This is a genomic window from Paenibacillus algorifonticola, from assembly GCF_000971975.1.
Lineage (GTDB): Bacteria > Bacillota > Bacilli > Paenibacillales > Paenibacillaceae > Pristimantibacillus > Pristimantibacillus algorifonticola.
In genome coordinates this window covers 1-23,532 of sequence record NZ_LAQO01000055.1, presented here as the reverse complement: position 1 = coordinate 23,532, position 23,532 = coordinate 1, and the positions used below count along the sequence as shown (strand labels likewise).

General features: G+C 46.9%; 10 protein-coding genes and 1 riboswitch. Of the genes, 9 read left to right on the top strand and 1 reads right to left on the bottom strand.

The genetic code is table 11. The annotated features are described in order from the left end of the window. Positions 1-98: 98 nt before the first annotated feature. Positions 99-1,139 (bottom strand): DctP family TRAP transporter solute-binding subunit, encoded by a 1,041-nt coding sequence (locus tag WH37_RS31580; protein WP_046234642.1) that lies wholly within the window; start codon positions 1,137-1,139, stop codon positions 99-101. A 115-nt stretch (positions 1,140-1,254) separates the two neighbouring features. Here WH37_RS31580 and WH37_RS31575 point away from each other — a divergent pair, with 115 nt between their 5' ends. From WH37_RS31575 to WH37_RS31535, 9 genes are all read left to right on the top strand, one after another. Continuing rightward, entirely contained in the window at positions 1,255-2,847 is a 1,593-nt protein-coding gene (locus WH37_RS31575) for an ATP-binding protein (protein WP_046234641.1), read from the top strand. Then, positions 2,844-3,692 (top strand): response regulator, encoded by an 849-nt coding sequence (locus WH37_RS31570; RefSeq protein ID WP_046234640.1) that lies wholly within the window; start codon positions 2,844-2,846, stop codon positions 3,690-3,692. Before WH37_RS31575 ends, WH37_RS31570 begins: the two co-directional genes overlap by 4 nt. Before the next feature lie 103 nt (positions 3,693-3,795). After that, positions 3,796-5,214 (top strand): NAD-dependent malic enzyme, encoded by a 1,419-nt coding sequence (locus WH37_RS31565; protein ID WP_046234639.1) that lies wholly within the window; start codon positions 3,796-3,798, stop codon positions 5,212-5,214. A 315-nt stretch (positions 5,215-5,529) separates the two neighbouring features. Beyond that, the gene (locus WH37_RS31560; protein ID WP_046234638.1) at positions 5,530-6,810 is read left to right on the top strand and encodes a class II aldolase/adducin family protein; all 1,281 of its coding nucleotides are present in this window, start codon (positions 5,530-5,532) and stop codon (positions 6,808-6,810) included. Positions 6,811-7,220: 410 nt separating this feature from the next. Then, positions 7,221-7,321: riboswitch (cyclic di-GMP riboswitch) on the top strand. 240 nt (positions 7,322-7,561) lie between these two features. Beyond that, positions 7,562-11,680, top strand: coding sequence for a fibronectin type III domain-containing protein (locus WH37_RS31555; RefSeq protein ID WP_046234637.1), 4,119 nt, complete (start codon positions 7,562-7,564; stop codon positions 11,678-11,680). Between the two features lie 584 nt (positions 11,681-12,264). Next, positions 12,265-15,183, top strand: a complete 2,919-nt coding sequence (locus WH37_RS31550; protein WP_143088710.1) for a fibronectin type III domain-containing protein — start codon at positions 12,265-12,267, stop codon at positions 15,181-15,183. A 26-nt stretch (positions 15,184-15,209) separates the two neighbouring features. Further along, positions 15,210-16,163, top strand: coding sequence for a hypothetical protein (locus tag WH37_RS31545; RefSeq protein ID WP_046234635.1), 954 nt, complete (start codon positions 15,210-15,212; stop codon positions 16,161-16,163). 13 nt (positions 16,164-16,176) lie between these two features. Next, complete coding sequence (locus WH37_RS31540; RefSeq protein ID WP_046234634.1) at positions 16,177-17,028, top strand: hypothetical protein; 852 nt, start codon at positions 16,177-16,179, stop codon at positions 17,026-17,028. A gap of 57 nt (positions 17,029-17,085) precedes the next feature. Next, positions 17,086-23,532, top strand: a 6,447-nt coding sequence (locus tag WH37_RS31535) for an RHS repeat protein (RefSeq protein WP_046234633.1), incomplete at its 3' end; no start/stop codon positions are given.

Below are 23,532 nucleotides of genomic sequence, written 5' to 3'. Positions count from 1 at the left end.
CTTTTATCAAAATGAAAACGCTTTAATTTCGTTTGCGTCCTCATTGTAAAAGAAGGAGAGCCCCTGTCACAAGCATACGGTCATATTGTTCGTTTTGGTTATTTCGGTCGCGCGATTTCATTCATCAGCGGTTCCCCGATAATCTCTCGGTATTGATCATAAATCGGCTGAAAAGCCTGCACCCATTGCTCCCGCTCCTGCGGGGTTAGCGTATGGATGTCAATATCCTTCGATTGCTTGAGCTGACGAAGCTGCTGCTCCTGCATCGCCGCTGTGTTTTGCTTCATCCACTCGGTTGTTTCTACAAGCGCGCTTTGCAGCTCGGCCTGAATGCCCGGTGGAAGCTCGTCCCAGAAGCTTTCGTTGAACATCACGCCATAGCCGAGATAGCCGTGATTGCTAATCGTCATATAATGCTGCGTCTGGTAAAGCTGCTTCGTAAAAATGTTGGATATCGTATTTTCCTGTCCATCTACAATGCCTTTCTTTAAGCTTGCGAATACTTCGTTGAAGGGGATCTTGGCTGTAGTGGCACCAAGCGCCTGAAACTGGCTGACCAGCACATCGCTTGGCAAGATGCGAAAATTCAGCCCCTTAAAATCATCGGGAATCCGCAGCGGACGGACGCTATCGGTCATTTGCTTGAAGCCGTTGCTCCAGAAAGCAACGCCCTTTATATGATGCTGCTCCATTGATGCAAATAATAGCTGGCCTAATTTGCTATCAAGCGCCGAATCAACGGCCTGCTGATCAGCGAAAGCAAATGGCAAGTCCATAATGAGCCATGCAGGGTCAATGACGCTGAGATTGGAGTAGGCGGGAGCGATCATTTGGATATCTCCTCGTTTGAGCGCTGCGACCTCGGTATCCTCGGTGTACAGCATGCCGTTCGGAAAAACTTGAATTTCGACGGCGTCATCGGTCTTTTCTTTGACGAGCTTGGCGAAATGGGTCGCCGCCAGCCCTTTCGGTGTATTTTCCGCAACCACATGGCTGAATTTAATGACGATCCGTTCTTTCAGCCCCGTCTGTTCTTCATCAAAGGGAAGTGAGCGGGTCGCCTCGGGACGAAAGCCGAACAAAATGGCTGCCAGCAAACCTACAGCAATAAAGCTGATCATACCGATTGCGGTTTTCATTTTTGAACCACCTCCCTTTCTGCCACATTAGCTGCGTTTGCCGCAGTTGCTATTTTACCCTTATTATTTCACAATAGAGAAAAAACGTAAACGAAGCAAACAGGGAGGGGAAGCGATGCTCAGCCGTCTGCGAATTTATTGGAAAATGATTTTGCTGTCATTCGGACTCGTTCTCCTCTCGCTGCTTATCGGTGGTATTGTCGTGATTGGGAGCGTCACCCGCATGAAGGAGGACGAGCTTAAACAGCGGCTGCTGATTACCGCCCGCACCGTGGCAGAGCTGCCGAGCATTAAAAATCAGATCAATGAACCGGATAGCGCAAGCTGGATTGCGCATGTGGCGGACAATATCCGCATCATAAACAATGTGGCGTATGTTGTCGTGCTGGATATGAACCGAACGAGGCTGTCACACCCGCTGGCGGCGAGGATTGGCGGCAGGTTCGATTCGGCTGACGCCGATGCGGCTTTTGCGGAACATACGTATATGTCCAAGGTGAAGGGGGAGGCGGGCGTTGCGCTGCGCGCTTATGTCCCGATCATGAATGAGGCGCATGAGCAGGTAGGTGTCGTCGTAGCGGGTGGACTGCTGCCAGGGCTGGCGAAGCTTATTGAGGAGCAGAAAAGCTCGATTGTGCTCACGCTGCTGATCGCTTTATTGTTTGGGATATTCGGGTCAGCGCTGCTTGCCCGTCACATTAAACGGCAAATGTACAATTTGGAGCCGCATGAAATTGCGCGCATGTATGGGGAACGCTCGGCGGCTTTTCAGGCGATGCATGAAGGGGTCATTGCGATTGACCGCTTTGAGCTGATTACGATTTTTAATGAGCGGGCGAAGCAGATTTTCAGCGTATCCCGCGACGTAGTCGGTTTGCCGATCCGCGAGGTACTGCCGGATACTCGGCTGCCGGAAATTATGGAGCGGGATCGTCCCGTGTTCAATCAGGAGCTGCGAGTGGGCAATGCGCTGATTTGGAGCAATCGTATTCCGATTCGTGAGCAGGGAAAAATGATCGGAGCGATTGCGATTTTTCAAGATCGGACCGAGGTGGCACGTATGGCAGAGGAATTGACGGGTGTGCGAGAGTTCGTCGATGCGCTGCGGGTGCAGAACCATGAGCATAGCAACAAGCTGCACACGATTGCCGGACTGCTTCAGCTGGATAAAAAAGAGCAGGCGCTCCAATATGTTTACGATATTTCCGGTCAGCAGGAGGAGCTGACGCAGTTTCTGCATCAGCATATTGCCGATGACAGCCTGGCGGGCCTGCTGCTTGGCAAAATCAGCCGGGGCAAGGAGCTGGGCATTCAGGTTAAACTTGATCCTCATATGGAGGTAAAGCAATTCCCCGTCATGCTGGATCAGCATGATATGGTGCTGCTTATCGGCAATTTGATTGAAAATGCTTTTGATGCGCTGGCGCAAATAGAACGTGAAGAAAAGGAAATTTATGTTAGTATGGAGCAGGATGAAGAGCTGCTGTCTATTCTTGTTGAAGATAATGGCTGCGGCATGACGATAGAGGTGCAGTCGCGTGTACTTGAGCGGGGTTTTACAACGAAAGGCAGTGATAATCGCGGCATTGGACTGTATTTGGTGGGCAGCATCGTCGATAAGGGCGATGGGGAGCTGCGCATTCAGTCGGAGCCAGGAAGCGGCACAGCTATTGAGCTAACATTTCCGATGGGAGGAGCTGGCGGATGAACGTGAAGGCGGAGAACAAGGACAAGGGGCAAGACGGACGCTTTTTTAAAGTGGTGCTAATCGAAGATGATCCCATGGTGCAGGAGGTTAATCGGCAGTTTGTCGAGCAAGTAGACGGTTTTCAGGTCGTGGGCATTGCGGGGAATGGGCAGGAGGGCTTGCGTCTCATCCGAGAGCTGAAGCCGGATTTGGTGTTTCTCGATGTTTTTATGCCAGCGCTGGACGGGATGGCTGCGCTGCGGGAGCTGCGTTCGGCGGCAATGCCGGTTGACGTTATTGTGGTAACGGCGGCAAAAGATCCGGAGACGATTCGCGAAATGCTGCGCGGGGGCGCGATGGATTATATTATTAAGCCGTTCAAGCTGGAGCGGATTCGCCAGACATTGGAGCGTTATCGTGACCGCCACGAAAGCTTGGCAGCAGAAGATGCTGTTACCCAGGATGAGCTGGATCGAATGCTGCTGAGTGGGGAAAACTGGGTGCAAGGGCAGAAGCACGGTTATGGGCAGCAGGAAGCTGGACAAACAGGGCCAGCAGGACAAGTTGGACAAGCTGAACAAACAAGGCAAGCAAGGCAAGCCGGACTTGCTGGGCTGGATGAGCAGCAAAGCAGCCTGCCGAAAGGTCTTAATGCGGCTACATTGCGGCAAATCGTCGAGGTCATGCATCGCTTGGAGGGTGGGGTTTCCGCGGAGGAAGCAGCCGAGGGAATCGGTATCGCCAGAGTGACGGCACGGCGTTACTTGGATTTTTTGGAGAAGAGCGGTTATGTGAAGCTGGAAATCAACTATGGCGGGGTTGGGCGTCCGATCAATCGCTACGTATTGCAGCAAAGACCAAAATGACCAAAACCAACAATATGGTCAAAAGCTTCCCACGTTTTCATGTAACCGTTAACATGAAGGCAAATAGCAAGCGCATAAGCGTTTGCATGGGAGTGTGGTCAGGATGGCGGTGCCAGCAACGGGAAGCACGAATATCGTATTGCGTTTGGAAATGGACAAGGAAACGTCAACCTTTGGACGGATTGCTACGGCAATTGGGGAAGCGGGCGGCGACATTGTAGCCGTTGATGTCAGCGGGACAAGCAAAACATCGACGATTCGTGATGTGACGGTCAATATTACGGATACGCAGCGCAAAGAGTTAATTGTAAGCGTATTAAATAAGTCGCCAGGCGTAAAGGTGCTTCAAGTATCGGACCAAACCTTTCTCATGCATTTGGGCGGCAAAATCGAAGTAACGCCAAAAATGACGATTAAAACGCGCGATGATCTATCGCGAGTGTACACGCCGGGCGTGGCGAATATATGCATGGCGATTCATGAAAGCCCGAAGCGGGCACACTCGCTCACGATAAAAAGAAATACGATTGCCGTCGTATCGGACGGAACCGCGGTATTAGGGCTCGGCAATATCGGCCCGCTCGCAGCGATGCCGGTTATGGAGGGCAAGGCGATGCTGTTCAAACAGCTCGCGGGAGTCGATGCTTTCCCGATCTGCCTCGATACACAGGATACGGAAGAGATTATTGCGACCATTAAGCGCATTGCCCCCACATTCGGCGGCATTAATCTCGAAGATATTTCGTCGCCACGCTGCTTCGAAATTGAAAGGCGTCTCATTGAGGAGCTGGATATTCCGGTATTCCACGATGACCAGCATGGTACAGCTGTCGTGCTGCTTGCAGGCCTTATTAATGCGGTCAAGCTGGCAGACAAGCAGCTCGCAGATTGCAAGGTTGTGCTGTGCGGCGTAGGGGCGGCAGGAATTGCCTGCACGAAGATTTTGTTAGCAGCAGGTGTGCGGAACATCATCGGGGTTGACCGTGACGGCGCACTCGTGGCTGGCAACAGCTACGAGCATGAAGCGTGGAGTTGGTATGCGGAGCATACGAATCCGAACCGGGAGCAGGGCAAGTTGAGCGAAGTCATTGCGGGCGCAGATATTTTTATCGGCGTATCGGGGCCGGGCGTGCTGAAGGCTGATGATGTTCGCAAAATGGCGAAGGATGCCATTGTGTTCGCGATGGCAAATCCAACGCCGGAAATTACGCCGGAGGAGGCGGAAGGCCTTGTGCGCGTCATTGCGACGGGACGGTCGGATTATCCGAATCAGATCAATAATGTATTATGCTTTCCCGGATTGTTCCGCGGCGTATTAGACTGCCGGGCTTCGCGGGTGACGGAGGAAATGAAGCTCGCTGCCGCCCACGCGATCGCAGCGGTTGTAACCGAGGATGAGCTGAATGAATATTACATCATTCCGAGCATTTTTAATCCGAATGTAGCGGATCGCGTCAAAGAGGCGGTCATTGAAGCGGCTTATGCTTCGGGAGTTGCCCGCAGGCGGGAGCGCAAGCTGTAGCTTTTAGTTGTTGGCGAAAGTGTTGGATATGGGACAATGATGTATATAGATTTGTATATAGATTTGTATATAGATTTGTATATAGATTTGTATATAGATTTGTATATAGATTGAAAAGTGGGAATGCTTCGGGGCTATCTATGAACCTGAGGCATTCCTTTTTGACGTGTAAAGCAAGATGATACGCTGCTGGACGCCGCTTTATTTTTGCGCGAAAAGGTTAAAAGATATGTAAGAAAAGTCACTTTCAAAAACAAACAAAAGTAATACAATATAAACAAAGATATTGAACGCGAAAAAAAGGGGGACACGCACATGGAATTCACGTTATTACATCCTTCCGATCAACTGGTCATGATGATGGAGCGCATTTACGGTTATGGCATGACGACGACTTCAGGCGGCAATTTATCGATTTTGGACGATAACGGCGATCTTTGGATTACGCCTGCGGGGATCGACAAGGGGGAGCTGACGCGTCAGGACATCGTTTGTGTGAAGGCGGACGGTACGATTGCGGGCAATCATCGGCCATCGAGCGAATACCCGTTTCATCAGATGATTTATCGCAGAAGGCCGGATATTCGGGCGGTTGTTCATGCACATCCACCTGCACTTGTGGCGTTCAGCATGGTGCGTAAAGTGCCTAATGTCCGTCTGCTGCCGAATGACTATTTGATCTGCGGCGAGGTAGGCATGGCGAAATACGGCTTGCCGGGAAGCGCGGAGCTGGGCGAAAATATAGCGGACGTATTCAGCGAAGGCCTGAACACGATTATGCTGGAAAATCACGGTGTCGTTGTAGGCGGCCGCGATTTATTTGAAGCCTTTCAAAGATTCGAGACGCTGGAATATTGCGCGCGCATGGAAATTCAGGCGAACCGGATTGGCAAGCCGGTAACGTTGCTGGCCGATCAGCTGGCGGATACGCGCGAGGTGCTGCTGGAGGAGTTTGTACCGGATTTTTACAGCAGTGAGGAGAAGGAAGCACGCCGGGAGATGTGCAAGCTCATTAAGCGTTCTTACGATCAGCGACTGTTTACGAGCACGCAGGGAACGTTTTCCCATCGGGTCGGTGAAAATTCCTTCATTATTACGCCGTTTAATCAGGACCGTAAATATGTGGAGCCAGCGGATCTCGTGCGTATTGATGGTGGAAAGAAAGAGGCGGGCAAGGTGCCAAGCCGCTCGGTACAGTTTCACCAGCATATTTATGAAACACAGCCGCATGTAAATTCGGTTATTATTGCCCATCCGCCCAACATTATGGCGTTTGCGGTTACGGAGGAGCTGCTGGATTCGCGGACGATCCCGGAAAGCTATATTTTGCTGCGGAATATTCCGAAGCTTCCGTATGGGGATTTGTATACGAAGCCGCAGGAGGCGGCGCAGCTTTTTCAGGAGAATACGCCCATCGTCATTGCCGAAAATGATTGCGTCATCGTCACCGGGCAAAGCCTGCTGAACGCCTTCGACCGCCTGGAGGTCGCCGAATACAGCGCGAAGGCGACCATATCAGCGAAAAACATTGGTGCTATTGTGCATATGGAGCAATCGCGTATTGTGGAGCTGGAGCAGGCTTTTGGGTTGAAGTAGGTCATTTTGCCTATGTTATTATTAAAGTAAACTTAATTATGAAGGTAGATGTCCAGCCCGTGGATTTGCGGGTTGGGCATTTTTTTGTTGATAGTAAGACTAAGGATATACATAGCAGATGAATAGGAAGATTATTGTGAGTCCAAATAGGATTAATTGGGGGTATATGATTAGAATTTCCTAAATATAAGGGATGCATTGTTAATGAGGAATGACATGATAAATAAAAATATTTATTTTTGTGACTTATGTAGTATAAAATTTCAAATATCCAACCGATATACTAAGTACAAAGAACTATTGAGTCGATTGAACTGGAGGCAGACTCATTCGAAAGGCGGGGACACAAAGCCGCGGGTCTTCACGGAAACGACTTGAAAGGTAGATTTAAGAATCAACAAGCCCATTGAAATTGAAAAAGGCAAACCTGATCGAAAGACAGGGACGCAAAGCCACGGGTCTTCACGGAAAGCCATAATTATGGTTACCGTATGACAGCCGGGCCGCCAAAAGTAAATGGGCCTTTTTTTATTCAAATATAAGAATTTATAAGTTTCACACTTATAAACGGCTTATATTTCACCCGCGAAACGGTAGCTTTGCCGCCAGAGGGCGGCGACAGCCGTTTACGCTTGACGTATAGGAAAGTATATGAATTTTCTCATACTTTCTCTATACGTTTTGCCAAAACGATGGCGTCTAATAGAAAGGACGCCGCCAGAGGTTTTTCTTAATAGAGGGGGATATTCAAATGTATTTTAGTCAAATGAAGCAAGGTGTAATAAGAGTATTATGTTTATCTTTAATTATTCAATTGTTCTTGCCTTCCATCTGGAGCGATTCCACGGAGGCTGCTTCTGCATTTCGAGGCGTTAATATTCAGTTTAAAGCGGCCAATGCTTTAGCGGCAGATGGGTATTTAGCCGACCATGGGGATGAGTATGGTCCACACAATGGATACTTCTATGGTTGGAATATGAATCATACGCAGTCTACTGTTACGGGAAGCACCTACGATGCTCCGCTTCTAAACTCTTCTATTCAAGTGCAAGAAGGCGGTGAATGGGAGATTGAGCTGCCGAATGGCAGGTATAACGTGAAGGTCAGTGTTGGCAACTCTGTATATGAAAGCAATAATACACTTTATGTTGAGGGCAACACTTTTTGGGAGAATACCGAGCTGCCAGCTGGTGGACAAGTGACTTTTCAGAAGGGGGTTGTCATTGCTGACGGGAAACTGACGCTCAATGCGGGCAGCAATGAAGATACAACCGCTATTCAGTATATTGAAATTAAATCCCTAGAGCCTGCCATTCAAACGATTCCTAAGCCGCAAATTGGAAATCCAGCGGAGCAAAATAAGCTTCAGGGCAATAAAATTATTATTTCCGGCAATCAAAATAATGAGCATAATGCACTTCCCTTTATCCGGGTAGGCGATTTAAATCCGGAAATTAGCCGCTATATGAATGCAGAAATGGCGTCATTGGAAAGCAAACTGGCGGCATCCAATCCTTCATTTATTTCCTGCAATAACTGCAGTGCCACAGGTCTGGAGGCAGCAATCAATAACAGCAGCAGCGATATGGTGGCTGTGACGGTGGGGCATTTAAATTTAGATTCCTCATTGACATTGGGCTCTCCTACGAAACCGGTTTATGTCATTGCAGAGGGTATTAATACGAACAATAAGCTGACCATTACGGTTTATGGAACTTTGGTTGTCAATGGAAGCATGAATGCGAACACTGAGCTGACTATTGATATTAAAAAACCTAATGATTCCACACGGACAATGGGAGGAAATCTGTGGGTTAAAGGTTCCCTGCACTTGAATAATAATTCTAACGTTACGATTGAAAATCATTTCATAGCTGGAAGCCTTACTTATAATAGCGGCCTGCTTCATGTACAAGCGGGAAGAGTCATTGTGCCCGGAAGTCTTCATATCAATACGAATGTAAATATGAATATTGATGAGGAAATGGTTGTTGGCAGCTTGGTTTCCAATAATCAGCAAGCCAATATTTCTGTGAAACGTGGAGATTTATTTATTCAAGGAGATATGCATGTCAACAATCACTTAAATATCGAGACCGGAGGCATCGTTGCCATCGGAGGAGGCATTACTGCTAATCAAAAACCAATTATTAATATCGGTGTTGGTACTGAGGGGGAAACGAAGCTTAAATATATAGCGGCAGGGTTAAAGGCGGAATATTTTACAGAGGAAAATTTGGATGGTGAAAAAACGACGGTGCTGGAGCAGCCTGCTTTGCAAGGCAAGGCTCCCGTTTCTTCAACAGGTCTAAATGATGGACGGTTTTCTGTCAGATGGTCTGGACAAATTCAGCCTTATTATGCTGAGAACTATACGTTTGAGGCTGATGTTAATGGCGGAGTAAGACTATTTGTTAATGGGACTCTAATTATTGATGAGTGGGCAGCGCAAGGAAATAAATCATTTACTGGCTCTATTGCATTAGAAGCTGGTCAAAAGGTTGACATTCAAATGGAATACGCTAGTCGTAATGGTTCACCAAAAGCCATTTTATCATGGCAAAGTGCTTCTGGAGCAAAAGAGGTTGTGCCAGCTAGTCAGCTATCTCCGTTTGCTACTCCCGCCATTCAGACTATTCCATCTGAAAATGCGGTGAAGGTCGGTTGGACTACTGCATTTAATGCAGATGGGTATGAGGTTGAAGCGGATGGAAGCATTTATCCAATGGGCATTAATAATGAATTTATTCATGAACCGCTGCCATCAGGCACGGTGCATTATTACAGAGTCAGAGCGACTAGCGGTGATTTGAAAGGCGAATGGTCTTCTGTATCGGAAGTTTGGACTTTGCCGGATGTACCCGAGGATATTAAGCTGCAATCGACAAGCGATTCCGTAACCTTGACTTGGGAGAATGTGAGAGGTGCTACTGGCTACGAGGTGGAAACCTACAATACGGTCGTTAACATTGGCAACGTGAATCGCTATTTTGAAGAAAATCTTAATTCAAACATTCAGCGAACCTATCGAATAAGAGCGGTTAATACAAGCGGCCCGGGGCAATGGAGCCCGATACTGGTGAAATCTACGCTTCCAGGAACATCTGGTGTGCTGAATACAACAGCAACGGATAAATCTATTTTTGTTTCTTGGGATTCTATTTCTGGAGCGGACTTCTATGATCTTGAGGTGGATGGCGCAGTTATAAGCAATATTGCCGGAACGGAATATTTGCATGATCAGTTAGAGCCTAATACAACGCATACGTACCGAATACGTTCGAAAAACAGTAATGGAGCAAGTAATTGGAGCGAGAAAGTAACGGCAATTACATTGCCTTCTGTCCCAGAAAATTTGCATGCTGTGGCTGCCAGTTCCAGCATTGCAGTGGAGTGGGATGAAGCTCGGGGGGCAACCGGCTACGACATCGAGGTGGATGGAAATGTTTTAGATAATGGCTTGAATACAAGTTATTTGCATTCCAATTTAGAGCAGAACGGTGAGCATACGTACCGAGTACGCGCCAAAAATAATGACATTATTGGACAATGGAGCCATTCCGTTACACGTACAACACTTTCAGGAGTACCGTCTAATATACGTGCTACAGCTACGGGCACAGCCATCACCGTAACTTGGGATCAAGTAATAGGGGCAGTTGGCTATGATATTGAAGTGGACGGGCTGATTGTGAATAATGGCTTGAATTTAACGTATGTGCATAAAGATTTGCTGCCGTTTACGGAGCATACCTACCGCATTAGAGCTAGAAATGCAGGGGGAAATGGCCCTTGGAGCGAGATCATTACACAAGCAACATCACTTGGTAAAGTACAAAATGTTAAGGCGGCATCAACAAATGATGCGATTACGATTTCCTGGGATAGTGTCAGTGGAGCTACAAGCTATGAAATTGCTGTTGATGGCATGCTAATAGAGGTTGCAACGGGGACTAGCTATACACACTCAGGTCTAGCGCCCAATTCTCTGCATGTTTACCGCGTAAGGGCGAAAAATAATGATTTGACAGGTGATTGGAGTGACACGGTTAGAGCAAGTACGGGGCTGGGTATTCCTGTTATTCATAAAGTTCTCTTTGCAAGTACGAGTATTTCCATAGAGTGGGACAGTGTAGTCGGAGCTAATGGTTATGACGTTGAAGTAGATGGAAGAGTCGTAGATAACGGCAATCTGACTCGATATGTGCACTCACAGCTTGCACCGGGATCAAAGCATGTGTATCGAGTGAGAGCAAAATCGGGCAGCGCCCTAGGAGAGTGGAGTCAAGCGGTCACAGCTATAAGCTCGGCAGGGGTCCCGGAAATCATCTCTACTGTAGCAAAGACAAATCAAATTACCGTCGAATGGACTTCTGTGACAGGAGCGGCAAGCTATGACCTTGAAGTCGATGGGGTACTTATTGAAGGTATTTCAGGGGTCAGCTATGTTCATCAGGGGCTGAAATCCAATACACGACATGTTTATCGGGTTAGATCCCATTCGGGGAACAGTTCTAGCGAATGGTCTGAAAAAGTAGAGAAAAATACGATACCTGAAATTATTGTTAACCCAGGCAAAGACAATAAGTTCAATGTAGTCGTTGCTGCTCCTAAGAAGCAGGGCGTCACACAGAGAACCATTACGGTAACCTATCAGCCTTCTGAAGTGGAAGTTCTAGATCTCAGTGGAATGACGCCAGAAATAGAGCTGGGTACTGGTTTAATTCAAGGTACCAATATGATTGTACGAAAATTCGTACCTGGAGAAATCGTGTTTGAGGTTATTAATGCCGACAAAACGATAGTGAACAGCATTGAGTTTCTGGCGAAAACAAATGACTACTCAAAAATTACTTATATCGTGGAATAGCATATGTGGGGGACATTTCAATGAGAAAAATTACAGTACTAACCTTATATTTTTTCTTAATAACGCTTATAGGGCAAAATGCTAGTGTTTTAGCAGCAAGCATTACTCCGGATAATGGGCTTAAAAACCCTAACTGGTCGTACGTGGCAAGTCATAATTTTGGCGAAGAAGACTTTTATTCTTCCAATGTCCCTGGTTCCTACTTGGATGGAAAAGAGAACTTGATTTTTGACATTAATCATTCTCGGTACGGGGTTTATCATACGAGGCTTGAATTTACAAGCAATAAAAACAATTTACCATTAGGATGCGGATACGAAATAAGCTTCGCCCCGACAATATTTGGAGGATCATATGTTATATTGAAAGGTTTTTATAATGAACCTTTTTTGGATATAGAAGGTGTTCCTGGAGGTGCTGCTAGGGATATCAAGATAACAAAAGTAGGTTGCTTCGGTCAAAATATAGGCTCCATACATGTATATAAAACCTATAAACCAGCTAATGATCCTGTATTGATAAGTAATCCTCGAAATAACGAGGTTCATAAAGAGAATATGCTTTTGAAATGGAAGGTTCAGCCTTTGTTAACGATAACTCCCAGTACAGTGAAAATTGAAATTTCGCTTGATGGTGGATATTCGTGGGATGATGTCGAGACCGTGCCAGCTTGGCAGTCCAATTATGAAGGAGAGTATCTATTAAATTTAAATAGATACAGGCCTTCGACCCAAGCAATGGTTAGAATTTCGGCGAATGATAGCGGTATGTGGGGAGAATATGCCTATAGCCCTCTTTTCACTATTCAAACGGTTATGAAACAAAGCATTTTGACACCTACTTCCGGTCAAATGGTTAGTGATCTGCAATCTTTTATTCCAACTGTAAGCGTGATGGGCTCAGCAAGCGGTAATCTTAGCCTTTCATACTTTATAGATGCAGAGAGCACGCCAAGAGATACAAAAGTCATCTCTAATACAGCAACGGCCCAGCAAGTAAACTTTAATGCACTCAATGTTCAGACTTTGAGTGAGGGCATGCATACGATGAAATTTACAGTTAACGATGGGGCACAAACGATTCAGGATACGGTAGCTTTCCAAGTGGATAAGAATGCCCCAGCAGTTGGCATATTCCAGGCAACAGCAACGGATACGACTATCCAAGTAACAGGTACAGCAACGGATACGGTATCAGGTTTGCATGCTCTGCCACATCGTTTCACGATAGGGACAAGCGCAACGGACTGGCTGGCCGCAGGTACGCATACCGCGACGAGTCTTATCCCGAATACGAATTACACCGTAAAGTTCGAAGCAAGAGATGCAGTAGGACATATTGGATCACAAACGAAAAGCGTTCAAACGAAGGCGCAAAGCCCATCTCTCGTGCTAGGACAAGCAAATGAAAGCAGTCTTGAGGTCACGTTTCAAGATGGAAATCCGGCTGGAACACAGTACCAGTTGAAAGCTGGATCTCAGTATGTGAATGGTTCAGGAGGATTAAGCAGCACGGCCGTATGGTTTACCCCGACGAACAAAAAAATACGAGTCACTGGATTAACATCCAATACAACGCTCGTTTACCAGACAAAAGCCAAAAATGCGCTAGGAGAGGAAACAGGTTGGAGCAGCACGAGGAACGGAGAAACCCTGGCAAGTCCGCCAGCCGTACTAACGCCGGAAGCCTCGCAGCGCTACTTGCGGATATCATGGCCCACAACGGGCGGCACCGTAACGTATGAGATTGAAGTCGATGGAGCGGTCATTAATAATGGTGCCTCGAACACGTATCTCCATAGCTCGCTCACTCCGAATACGAGACATACATATCGGGTGCGAGTGAAAAACGGGAGTGGAGCGGGAAGCTGGAGTCCGCAGCTAGTAGCCTTTACGCTGCCGGACCCGCCGACGGCTCCACTAGAGATTCAGGTTGCACCATCCCAGAAGGAGCAGACGATTACCTGGGGAATCGTAGCGCGAGCAGATAGCTATGACATTGAAGTGGACGGTGTTGTTATAGAAGCCGGAAGCGTACTCCGCTATGTACATGCGGGGCTTGAGCCAGAAACGCAGCATACGTACCGGATACGAGCGAAAAACACAGGTGGGATCAGCGAATGGAGCGCCTTGATTACTTCGCAAACGCTGCCCTATCCTCCACAAAAGCCAATCACTTTAACAGCAGAGCCGTCGATACATGAAATGGCGGTGAGCTGGGAAGCAGTTGCAGGAGCAACGGGTTATGAAATTGAGGTAGACGGCTTGATTTTGGATAATGCCAATCGCACGAGCTATCTTCATAAGAAGCTGGAGGCGCTAAGTCCGCATACGTACCGCATAAGAGCGACGAATGCAGGAGGCAAAAGCGCGTGGAGCGAGCCGCTCGAAACGGTCACGCATCCTGAAAAGCCTGCCATACCAACGAATCTCATCGCTACAGCCGAAGCGGATGGCAACACGCTGACATGGTATAAAGTACCGCATGCGGAAAGCTATGAGATCGAGATTGATGGTTCTACGATTATGAACGTAACAACTAATCAATACACACACACGGGGCTAGTTCCGAATAAAGCTTACGCTTACCGGGTTCGTGCGGTGAACATAAGCGGTCATAGTGAGTGGGGCAGCAAAGTCACCCTCACAGCTCTACCTAATCAACAAGCATCGGATTTGGCCCTAACGAATGTAGCGGCTGTTGTGACGAATCGATCGATCACCGTATCGTGGGAAACGGTAGCAATGGATGCGCACTATGAGGTGGAAGTGGACGGTGTCCTAACGGATAACGGGCTGGACACGATTTACCATCATGGTGGCCTCAAGGCAAATGAATTTCATACGTACAAGATCCGTTTGAAACAAGAAGGGACACCAGCGAACTGGATCGCCGTGTTGTCGTTGTCCACCCTGCCGGATTCCCTTCAAGCCAGTATTGAAGTGGAAGCGGTAGCGAACAACAACAGCATCGAGCTGCGCTGGGATCAGGTAGAGGGAGCGAGCGGTTACGACATTGAAGTGGATGGTCAGACCGTAGCATCAACGGAAACATCAACAACCTATACGGATACAGGCTTGGAGTCCGGTACCTCCCATACGTACCGGGTGCGTGCGAAGAACGAAGCAGGCGTGACGGTATGGAGCCCGGCGATTGTGAAGAGCACAACGAGTCCCTCGTATATCGTCAATGGGGTAAAAGGGAAGACGTTTGATTTGTCGCTGCTGGGGAGCAATGTGCAGGATTTCAGCGAGTTAACGTATGTCGTTACGTATGATGCATCGGCGCTGGAGGTCGTAGATTTGTATGATTTCACGCCAGCACGGGACACGCAATCCGGCAAAATAGCAGGCTCTAATCTGGAAGTTACCTACACACCGGGGCGCATCACCTATAAGAAAAGCCAAAACATTGTGCCGGGCACATCCTGGTCGGGTGAAGTGACGACGATTATCTTCAAATCTAAAATGACAGGTCAAACGACGATTGACGTAAAGGTTTAACAGGAAACGGAAATGGAGCTGAGCATGTGAGGCATTTTCTAAAAAAGCATTACAAATGGGTAGCGATTGTTATTGTCATCGCGTTAATCACGGAAACCTTTGTATTGCTGCTGGATAACAATTTAATAAATCCAAATAAAGAAGAAGCTGCCGTTGAAATGAAGAGCGACAGCATGATGGCCGCGGATATTTCCAATATGACAGGTGTTACGACAGAGGAAATTATAAAGCTGAAAGACACGGGACTTTCTTGGAATGAAGTGCTGGAGCAGTTGAAGTTAACCAAGCTTGTAGGAAACGACGAGGATCGGAGCAAACGCAGCGGGCTGCTAGCAGAGTCAGGAATGGATGAAGTGACAAGCAAGCTCCAGGCTCAAGGCTTTCAGAATGAGGATATTCTAGAAGCGAAAATGCTTGCAGAAAGACTGCAATTTCAACTGAAAGAGCTGGGGGGCGGCAATCAGCCTGCCCCTGCTGCTCAAGTTCCCACTGCAAGCATAGACAAGAAAGAGGAAGACCAGCAGGAGCGCTATGAGAAGCTGCTTCAGCAGTTCAACGTTGCTGACGCTGTTTATTTTATGCTTTTGCTGGAAGATAAAGTTGGCAGCGCGGAAGCGGTATTGGATGAATATTTAATCGCTTTGCAATTGGAGTTGGATTTGAACCTATATATATCCGATCAAGAAGCTTATATAAAAGCAAGAGATGAGAAGCGGATGAGCAGCCCTTCCCATGAAATGATTACGATGTCTGGCATTGAGCTTGCGCTGCTGGAGCAGATTCAGAAGAACAACACTCGTATAAAAGATAATTTGACGACAACGACGCAGGGGACGGCAGCATCCATAGATGTAAAAGACAGCAAGGGTGAAAACATTTTACCGGATGTTCCGTTGCCTGTTATAGAGGATATTAAGCCTGGAAATCCAGCGGCTGATGTCATGAAGGAAATAGAGGCCATTAACCCAAATCGACCGTAAAGGCGGACTACCGATGAAATATAAATTTAATAAAAGGACAAAATCCTTAGTTGTCGTGCTTGCACTTGGCACGGTACTGCAACTTGGAAGCGTGCTTGCGAAAAATGCTTTGACTGATCAAAAAACGACAGTCAATACAAATAAAACCTTTCAAAATGCTGCGACCCTGTCGCTATCGCAAACGGCATTGGATCAAATCAAAGAAGCGGATGGGGCCGCTTATGCTCGCAACCTTGCTAACTATGAAAGCATGGTGAAGACGCTGCAAGTGGATGAGAAATTCCAAAAGGAGCTTGACCGTCTGGCAGCAGCAGGCAGCAGCTTGCCTGATTTGCTTATTGCTTACGAGTTTTTATACCAAAACTATGGGAAAATGCAAGATTTGGAGCAGCTAGCTTTAGAACGCTCGAAGGGGAATGATTGGGAGACCATTATGAAACGGTATCATTCCAGCCATAAAGCTTTCGTTCCCAGAGCATTCGGGGCAGATGAGCTGGAGCAATGGATGAGCAATCCCAAGCTTAGCTCAGATGACATTATGATTGCAGATACGATTTCTTTTGTATCCGGAACAGCGATGGAAGATATATTGAAGGAAAAGCTTGAGGCGAACAAAAGCTGGCAGGAGATTTCAGCAGCTTTTGATATATTGAATGGCTCTCTCAGCTTGCCACGTCTGCAAATAACGAAGGAGCAGCTGGGCAAATATGTTCAAAAAGGGAAGTTTTCAGAGCAGCAGGTTGCAGAAGCCTTTGTACTAGCTCAGAAGCTCGGATTAACCCCGGAGTCGGTCATAACGAAGAAAAAAGCAGGTACCTCTGATGAAGCTATTATGGCGAAAGCGTACACAGACAAATACAATTAATCGTTTCCACAATAATAGCAATCCACAAATGCAGTTAAACTTCTTGGAGGTGCAAGGGTGAAACGTTGGCTTAAGACGTCCTTATTTATATTATTTATATCTATGCTTCCTGCTCCATTAGCCTATGCGGAAACATTGGAAGAGCAGATGAACAACTTAATAGGACCGCAGAAAAATTACAATACAATGCTGTCCCCTGTTTATTTGAACAACAATAAAAGTGCCGAATACATCAATCCGCAAAGCGGAGAGCTGAGTTTAACACAGACCGATTATGTGCTCCCTGGGCGCAATGGTTTGAATTTGGAAATTAAACGGATTTATCAAAGCGGCATTTCCAATGTGCAGCAAATTAATGTAAAATATGTAAATGGCGCATGGGTAGACTATGTGGAGCCAGTCGATGAATCCTTTTCTTTTTATGAGGATCGCTATAATCTGGGGATTGGGATGCGTTTCTCGTTCCCTGGCATGGAAATTCGCAAAAATGAAGATGGTACGAGCCATAAATTTCTACATACCGAGAGCGGCGATATTTACCGTTTGAAAAATGCTTCGCAAGATGGACATCCCGTCATGCTGCCGGAAGGTCAGACGGTAAAAGATGTTGTCATTCGTGAAACGACGGAGTTTAATAATGGGCAAACGGATGGCAGCTCCAAATATGTGATGACCGATAAGGAAGGCAAGAAAACATATTTTGCCTTAGATGGCGCGATTCTCGGTATTGTTGATCGTTACGGCAATACGATTACGTTCCAGCACAAGATACTAGATTATACGGTAGATGGCAAAACGACGCATAAAAAATTGATATCCAAAATCGTCGATACCGTTGGCCGTATAACGACCATTGATTATAAAGAAAATGATCAATTTAAAGTAGGAGCAATCACGAACCCGACGTATGGGAAAAATGAAACCTACAAAGCGACGCAAAATCCGAATAATGTGGATTCCGGCGACCTGCAAGGGCAGTTTCAGGTTATCGTAAACCTGCCTGGAGACAATAAGCTGGTGTATGACAAATCGGCTGTGCTGGTCAATGATTCCAAGCATGTAGTGCGGACAAGGCTGCAGCGCGTATTTGATGTGGACGGCAGCCCGAAATATCATTTTTGGTATGAGCAGCCAGATCTTGGCTTTACGTTTGTAAATGGCACCAATTATGGCGTCTACAATCGCTATGAAAATTTAATGCAGGTGGATTATGTTCCTACCAATCATATCACTCGCTACATCTATAATACGTTTACGAAGGGCCTTAGCGAAGGCAGCATGCAGTACCGTAAAATTTTTGAGAAGCGCGAGCTGATCAAGAAGGATTACGATGCATCCAAAGCCAAGTTCGAGGATCGTTTCACCACCGAGGTGAAAAATAAAACGGTATACAGCTATACGAACGAGGCTGACGGCTATAAAGTCGATAATTACAATCCAAATGACAATACGTATTTGAAGGATAAGTTTCGCTATTATACGGAAACGACCGATGCGATTGGCAATAAAATGAAATATACCTTTGATGGCTTGCATCAGCTGATTTTAACCGAAAATACCGGGAAGGACCACAAGGAGGTCGTATCGAGCGAGCGCGACGAGCTGAAGCTGGTGAAAAAGCAGGAAACGTTGATTTACCAGACAACCAATAGTCAATCGAATGACACTCCTGTAAAGCGCATCGAAAACTACCGGTACGACGAATATGGTAACTTAACGAATTATACCGGGCCGGAAGCAGAGCGCGATAGTCAGGGCTATCCCGTAAACAATGATCATTTGGTTGTTTATGCGTATGCTTATGACAAGTTTCATGTGTTGGCATCAAAGACATGGAAGAAGGATAAAAATTCGGTAAGTCAAATTCTGTATGCGATCGATACGAAAGGAAACGTGACAAGGGAAACGAAGATGAATGCTCAGTCAGAGGATAGCTGGACCGTGACGGACTATCAATATGACTCGTACGGCAATATGACGCGCCAGGCATCAAGCGCAGGCGGACAAAGCTTCGTAACCCAGTTCGAATATGGTGTGGATGCGAACGGCTTGGATATGAAGGGTGCCTATGTAACCAAACAATATGGCAGCGCAGACGGAGAGATTGTAGCCAAATCGTATGCGTATGACTTTAATACGGGCAACCGTAAGCTTGACGTTAATCCTAATAAGGAGAAAACAAGCTATACCTATGACAAGCTGGGACGGGTTACTCAATCTATTGAGCCGGATAAGGGCGTAAAAGGCTACAGCTATGTCGAAAATCCTTATGCTAATTTAAGCATTCAATATACTGATCCGAATAAAAATCGATTCCAATATGAATATGACATCATGGGTAATTTGCTCAAAGCGGCTGTAGAGGATAGCGGAGAGTGGCTTGTTTTGCAAGCTTATGAGTACGATGCTCTCGGATTGAAAACGAAGGAAGTCGATGCGAATGGCAATAGCTTCCGCCTTGAATATGATAGTAATTACCGCCTTACTAAACGTTCCTCTTATGAACAGGATAAGGTCAATAAAGGGGAGCTAACGCTTCAATATAAGTACACGGGCAATAGCGCTGCCCCGCTTATCGTTATTTTGACGAATGAGGAGGGCTATTCAACTACGTTCTATTATGATCTATTAAATCGTCCAGTTAAGGTAGAAACGACGCCAGATCATAAGCAGGTGTATACAACTAGCTATGAATATGATTTTATGGGCAATTTGCTGCGTGAAACCGATGGCAAAAACGGTTTGACAGCGTACAGCTACGATAATATGGGGCGGTTAATCGAGAAGAAGGATGCATTAGGCAATGAGACTTCATATGCCTACAATGCGCTTGATCAATTAAAGCTCCAGCAAGATCCGGGGAAAAAGGTTACTGAGGTTATTTATGATGCTCTTGGACGCGTAGCAGAGCAACGAATTTATACAAAGGGTGAAGCGGATTATACGTATACCCGCCATGATTATGATTTAGCGGGAAACCCGATTCGAACGAGAATGGGCAAATTAACGGGAACGGCAAATGCCGTAGCTAGCGATGTAAGCTACACCTACGATGCGATGAATCGGGTGACCGATGAATACGCCAAGCTTGATGGCTCGAGAACAGCACATGTTAAGTACGCCTATGATCTTAACGGCAACAAGCTTACCGGGACTTATTATACGGATGCAGCTGAAACCAGCTTTAAGCAGCAGCTGTTTACCTATAATTTTGCTGGTCAGGTGACGAAGGAAGAAGGCATTTTTAAAGAGAAAAATGGCAGCAAGACGGAAGAGCATGGAAGCTATCGCATGCTGTATGACAGGGATCTTGCTGGCAATGTCATTAAGCAGCAGGTATGGAGTGGAGACGGCTACGATACGATATTATTTACGTATAATTACCGCAATCAGGTTATTGAGAAGGTCGAGCCTTTCGGCGGCAAGGCCAATGGAAAACGTACCGTGTATCGCTATGACAAGCTTGGTCAGCTTTTAACAGAAACACTAACGGTCCAAGGAACTGACCTTACGCAAACGATGACTTATGATGGGCTTGGCCGTATGGCAACGAAGAGCGATGCTCTCGGCAATCGAAGCCGGTATGCTTATGATGCAAATGGCAAGGTTGTCAAAGAAAGCGACGGCAGATATTCTGCCTGGGCTCTGGATGAAGCGCCGGGAACGCTTTATGAATATGATGCGCTGAATCGTATGACAACCGCCAGCTCATTTGACGGAAAAGTCAAAGAGGTCGTGATGTTTAAGCAATACGATGAGCGCGGCAACGTCATTAAGGATGTGAAAGGCGAAGGCTATACAGCCGCAAATCCATCGCAATCGAATGGAACGGCCTATCAATATGATGCCAATGATAGAGTCATTGCTGTCATTTCTGCTCAGACTGGTGCGGACAATGCGAGCAAAGGTACAACTCATTACACCAGCCAATATGTGTATGATGCTTTGGGAAATGTCATCTCGGAAACGGACGCCTTGGGGCGTAAAACGTCGTACAGCTATTATTTAAATGGGCTGTTGAAGGAGAAGGCCTATCCGGATGGAAGCAAGGAAAGCTACAATTACGACCTTACGGGCAAGACGCTCGTTAGCAAGAAGGATCAGAACGGCAATGTGACGACCGTAAAGAACAATGTGTTTGAGAAGCCTTACCAGATTGAGCATCCGGATGGAACAGTGGAAAGCATGTCGTATTCTGCTAAAGGTGAATTAATCGAGAAGGTGGATCAGGCAGGCCAAGCCTCTTATTATCGCTATGATTCCAGCAGTAATCTAGTGGCTGAGCAAGCTTATATCTCGTCTAATTCGACCTCAACTCAATATAAGCTGACGGAGCATCAATATGATGAAGCGAATCGCCTGCTCAGCAGTGAAACCTTCAGCTATAAACAGCCGAAATCTGGGGCAGAAGGAACCAAGGCAGCTGCCGGTGATAAAATCACGAATAGCTACGATAAAGCGGGGCGCGTGCTTAGCGTTAGCGGACCAAATGGCCGAGAAACGCTGCAGCAGTATGACGAGGCTGGCAATATGACGCTGAAGCGGATGAAGGTAGCGAGCGGCGATTACGACATCACGCGTTATGCGTATGATGTTCAATCCCGCATGCTTTCGGAGTCGCTATTGGTGAAAATGGATGAGCTAGTGCAAGCTGAGCTTGCAGATGCCGCGGTCGATGATGCCTACTACGATCGCGTGCTGGCGACAACGGTTTATAGCTACGACAAGTCCGGCAATGTTGTGAGCCAGACAGATCCGAAGGGCTATGTAACCAAGCTGACTTACGACTTGGATAACCGCGTCGTGAAGCGAATCGATCCGCTTGGAGCAGCAACCACTTATACCTATGATGAGAAGGGCAATTTAGTTGAAGAAAAAAATCCACTCGGTCTGCTTACTCGCTATGACTATGATGAGCTGGATCGAGTCATTCGCAAAAAGCTGCCGGCAGCGGATGGAACGGAAGCTGTTACCCGTTATCTATATGATGCGAATGGCAATGTCATCAAGGAGATTTTGCCGAATCAGTATACGGCTTCTATGGATCGTGATGGCACGGTCAAGTCCATGAAGGGACTATCGTATACGTATGATGCGATGAATCGACTTACCTCTACGACCTCACCAGAAGGTAAGGGGATGGAATACATCGCCTACGATGTGAACGGTCGAATAAGCAAAACGGTAGATGGCTTGCAGTATACAGGAGACATAGCAGCATCTCTGGGCATGAGCTATGTTTATGATGGTCTCGGCCAATTGATCAAGCAGACGGACGCTTTGCAGCATTCGACTACGTTTGTTTATGATGTGCTTGGAAATGTAACGAAATCGACGGATGCCAGAGGTATGGTGACGGCATATGCCTATTATCCAGACCGCTTAGTTCGCTCGATAACCTATGCCGATGGCGGAGTGACATCTTACGAATACGACAAACTGGGACGTGTAACTGCGGAGACGAATCAGCTTGGTCATAAGACGACGACAGCCTACAATGCTTTTGGGCAAGTGAAGCTGGTGACGGATGCGCTGCTTCAGCGCACGGAGTCTAAATACGATCTTGCAGGCAATCTGGTATCGCTCAAAGATAAGCGAGGCAGCATTTCGCTGTATGCCTACGATGCGAATAAGAAGCTAATGGAAAAGAAATCGCCGTTGGAGCAAGACAGCAGCGGCAATATCGTGTATGCAGTTGAGAGCTATGCTTACGATGCCGCTGGCAATTTAATTAAAGAGAGCCTCAGCAGCTCGAAGGATGAAGCTTTTTTACGCGAGAGAACCTATGCCTATTACAGCAATAACTTGTTGAAAAGCGAATCGGATAACAGCGGGGCATTGACGGTTCATGAATATGATAAGAACGGCAATGTGACGGAAACGGCAACGCTTCGTGATACATCGGTTTATGATGTAGAACGTTTTGTGTACGACAGTCAGGACAGAGTGACGCAAAGCATGAAGCTGGTCGATGCGGAGCATATGTATTTAGATAGCTCGGCTCATACGGAGCTTCTGCAAGATAAGGAAAACCCGGGTAAGCTGCAAATCATAACGGGATACGTATATGATGTGCTCGGCAATGTGATTCAGGAAATCGATCCACGTGCGTTTGGCTATGCGCCGACCGATACGGCGGGAAGAAGCCAATACACGACCACGCATACGTATGATGCGATGAACCGCTTGGTGCAGACGAGCCGCAAGGTGAATGGACAGGATGCGGTCAAACGTTTTGCGTATGATGAAAATGGGAATGTAGCGGAAGAAACGAATGAGCGCGGCTATGTGACGAAGTACGCCTATGATGAGCTTAACCGCGTAGCGGCCGTTACGGATGGGGAAGGGCATAAGGCTACCTTCAGCTATGACTTGGCAGGCAACAAAATAGCCGAAGCGAATGCCAATGGCCATCGCATGACCTATGCGTACGACAAGCTGAACCGTCTGGTGACGGTCAAGGACCCGTACAACATCATTGTGACACGAAACGTTTATGATGCA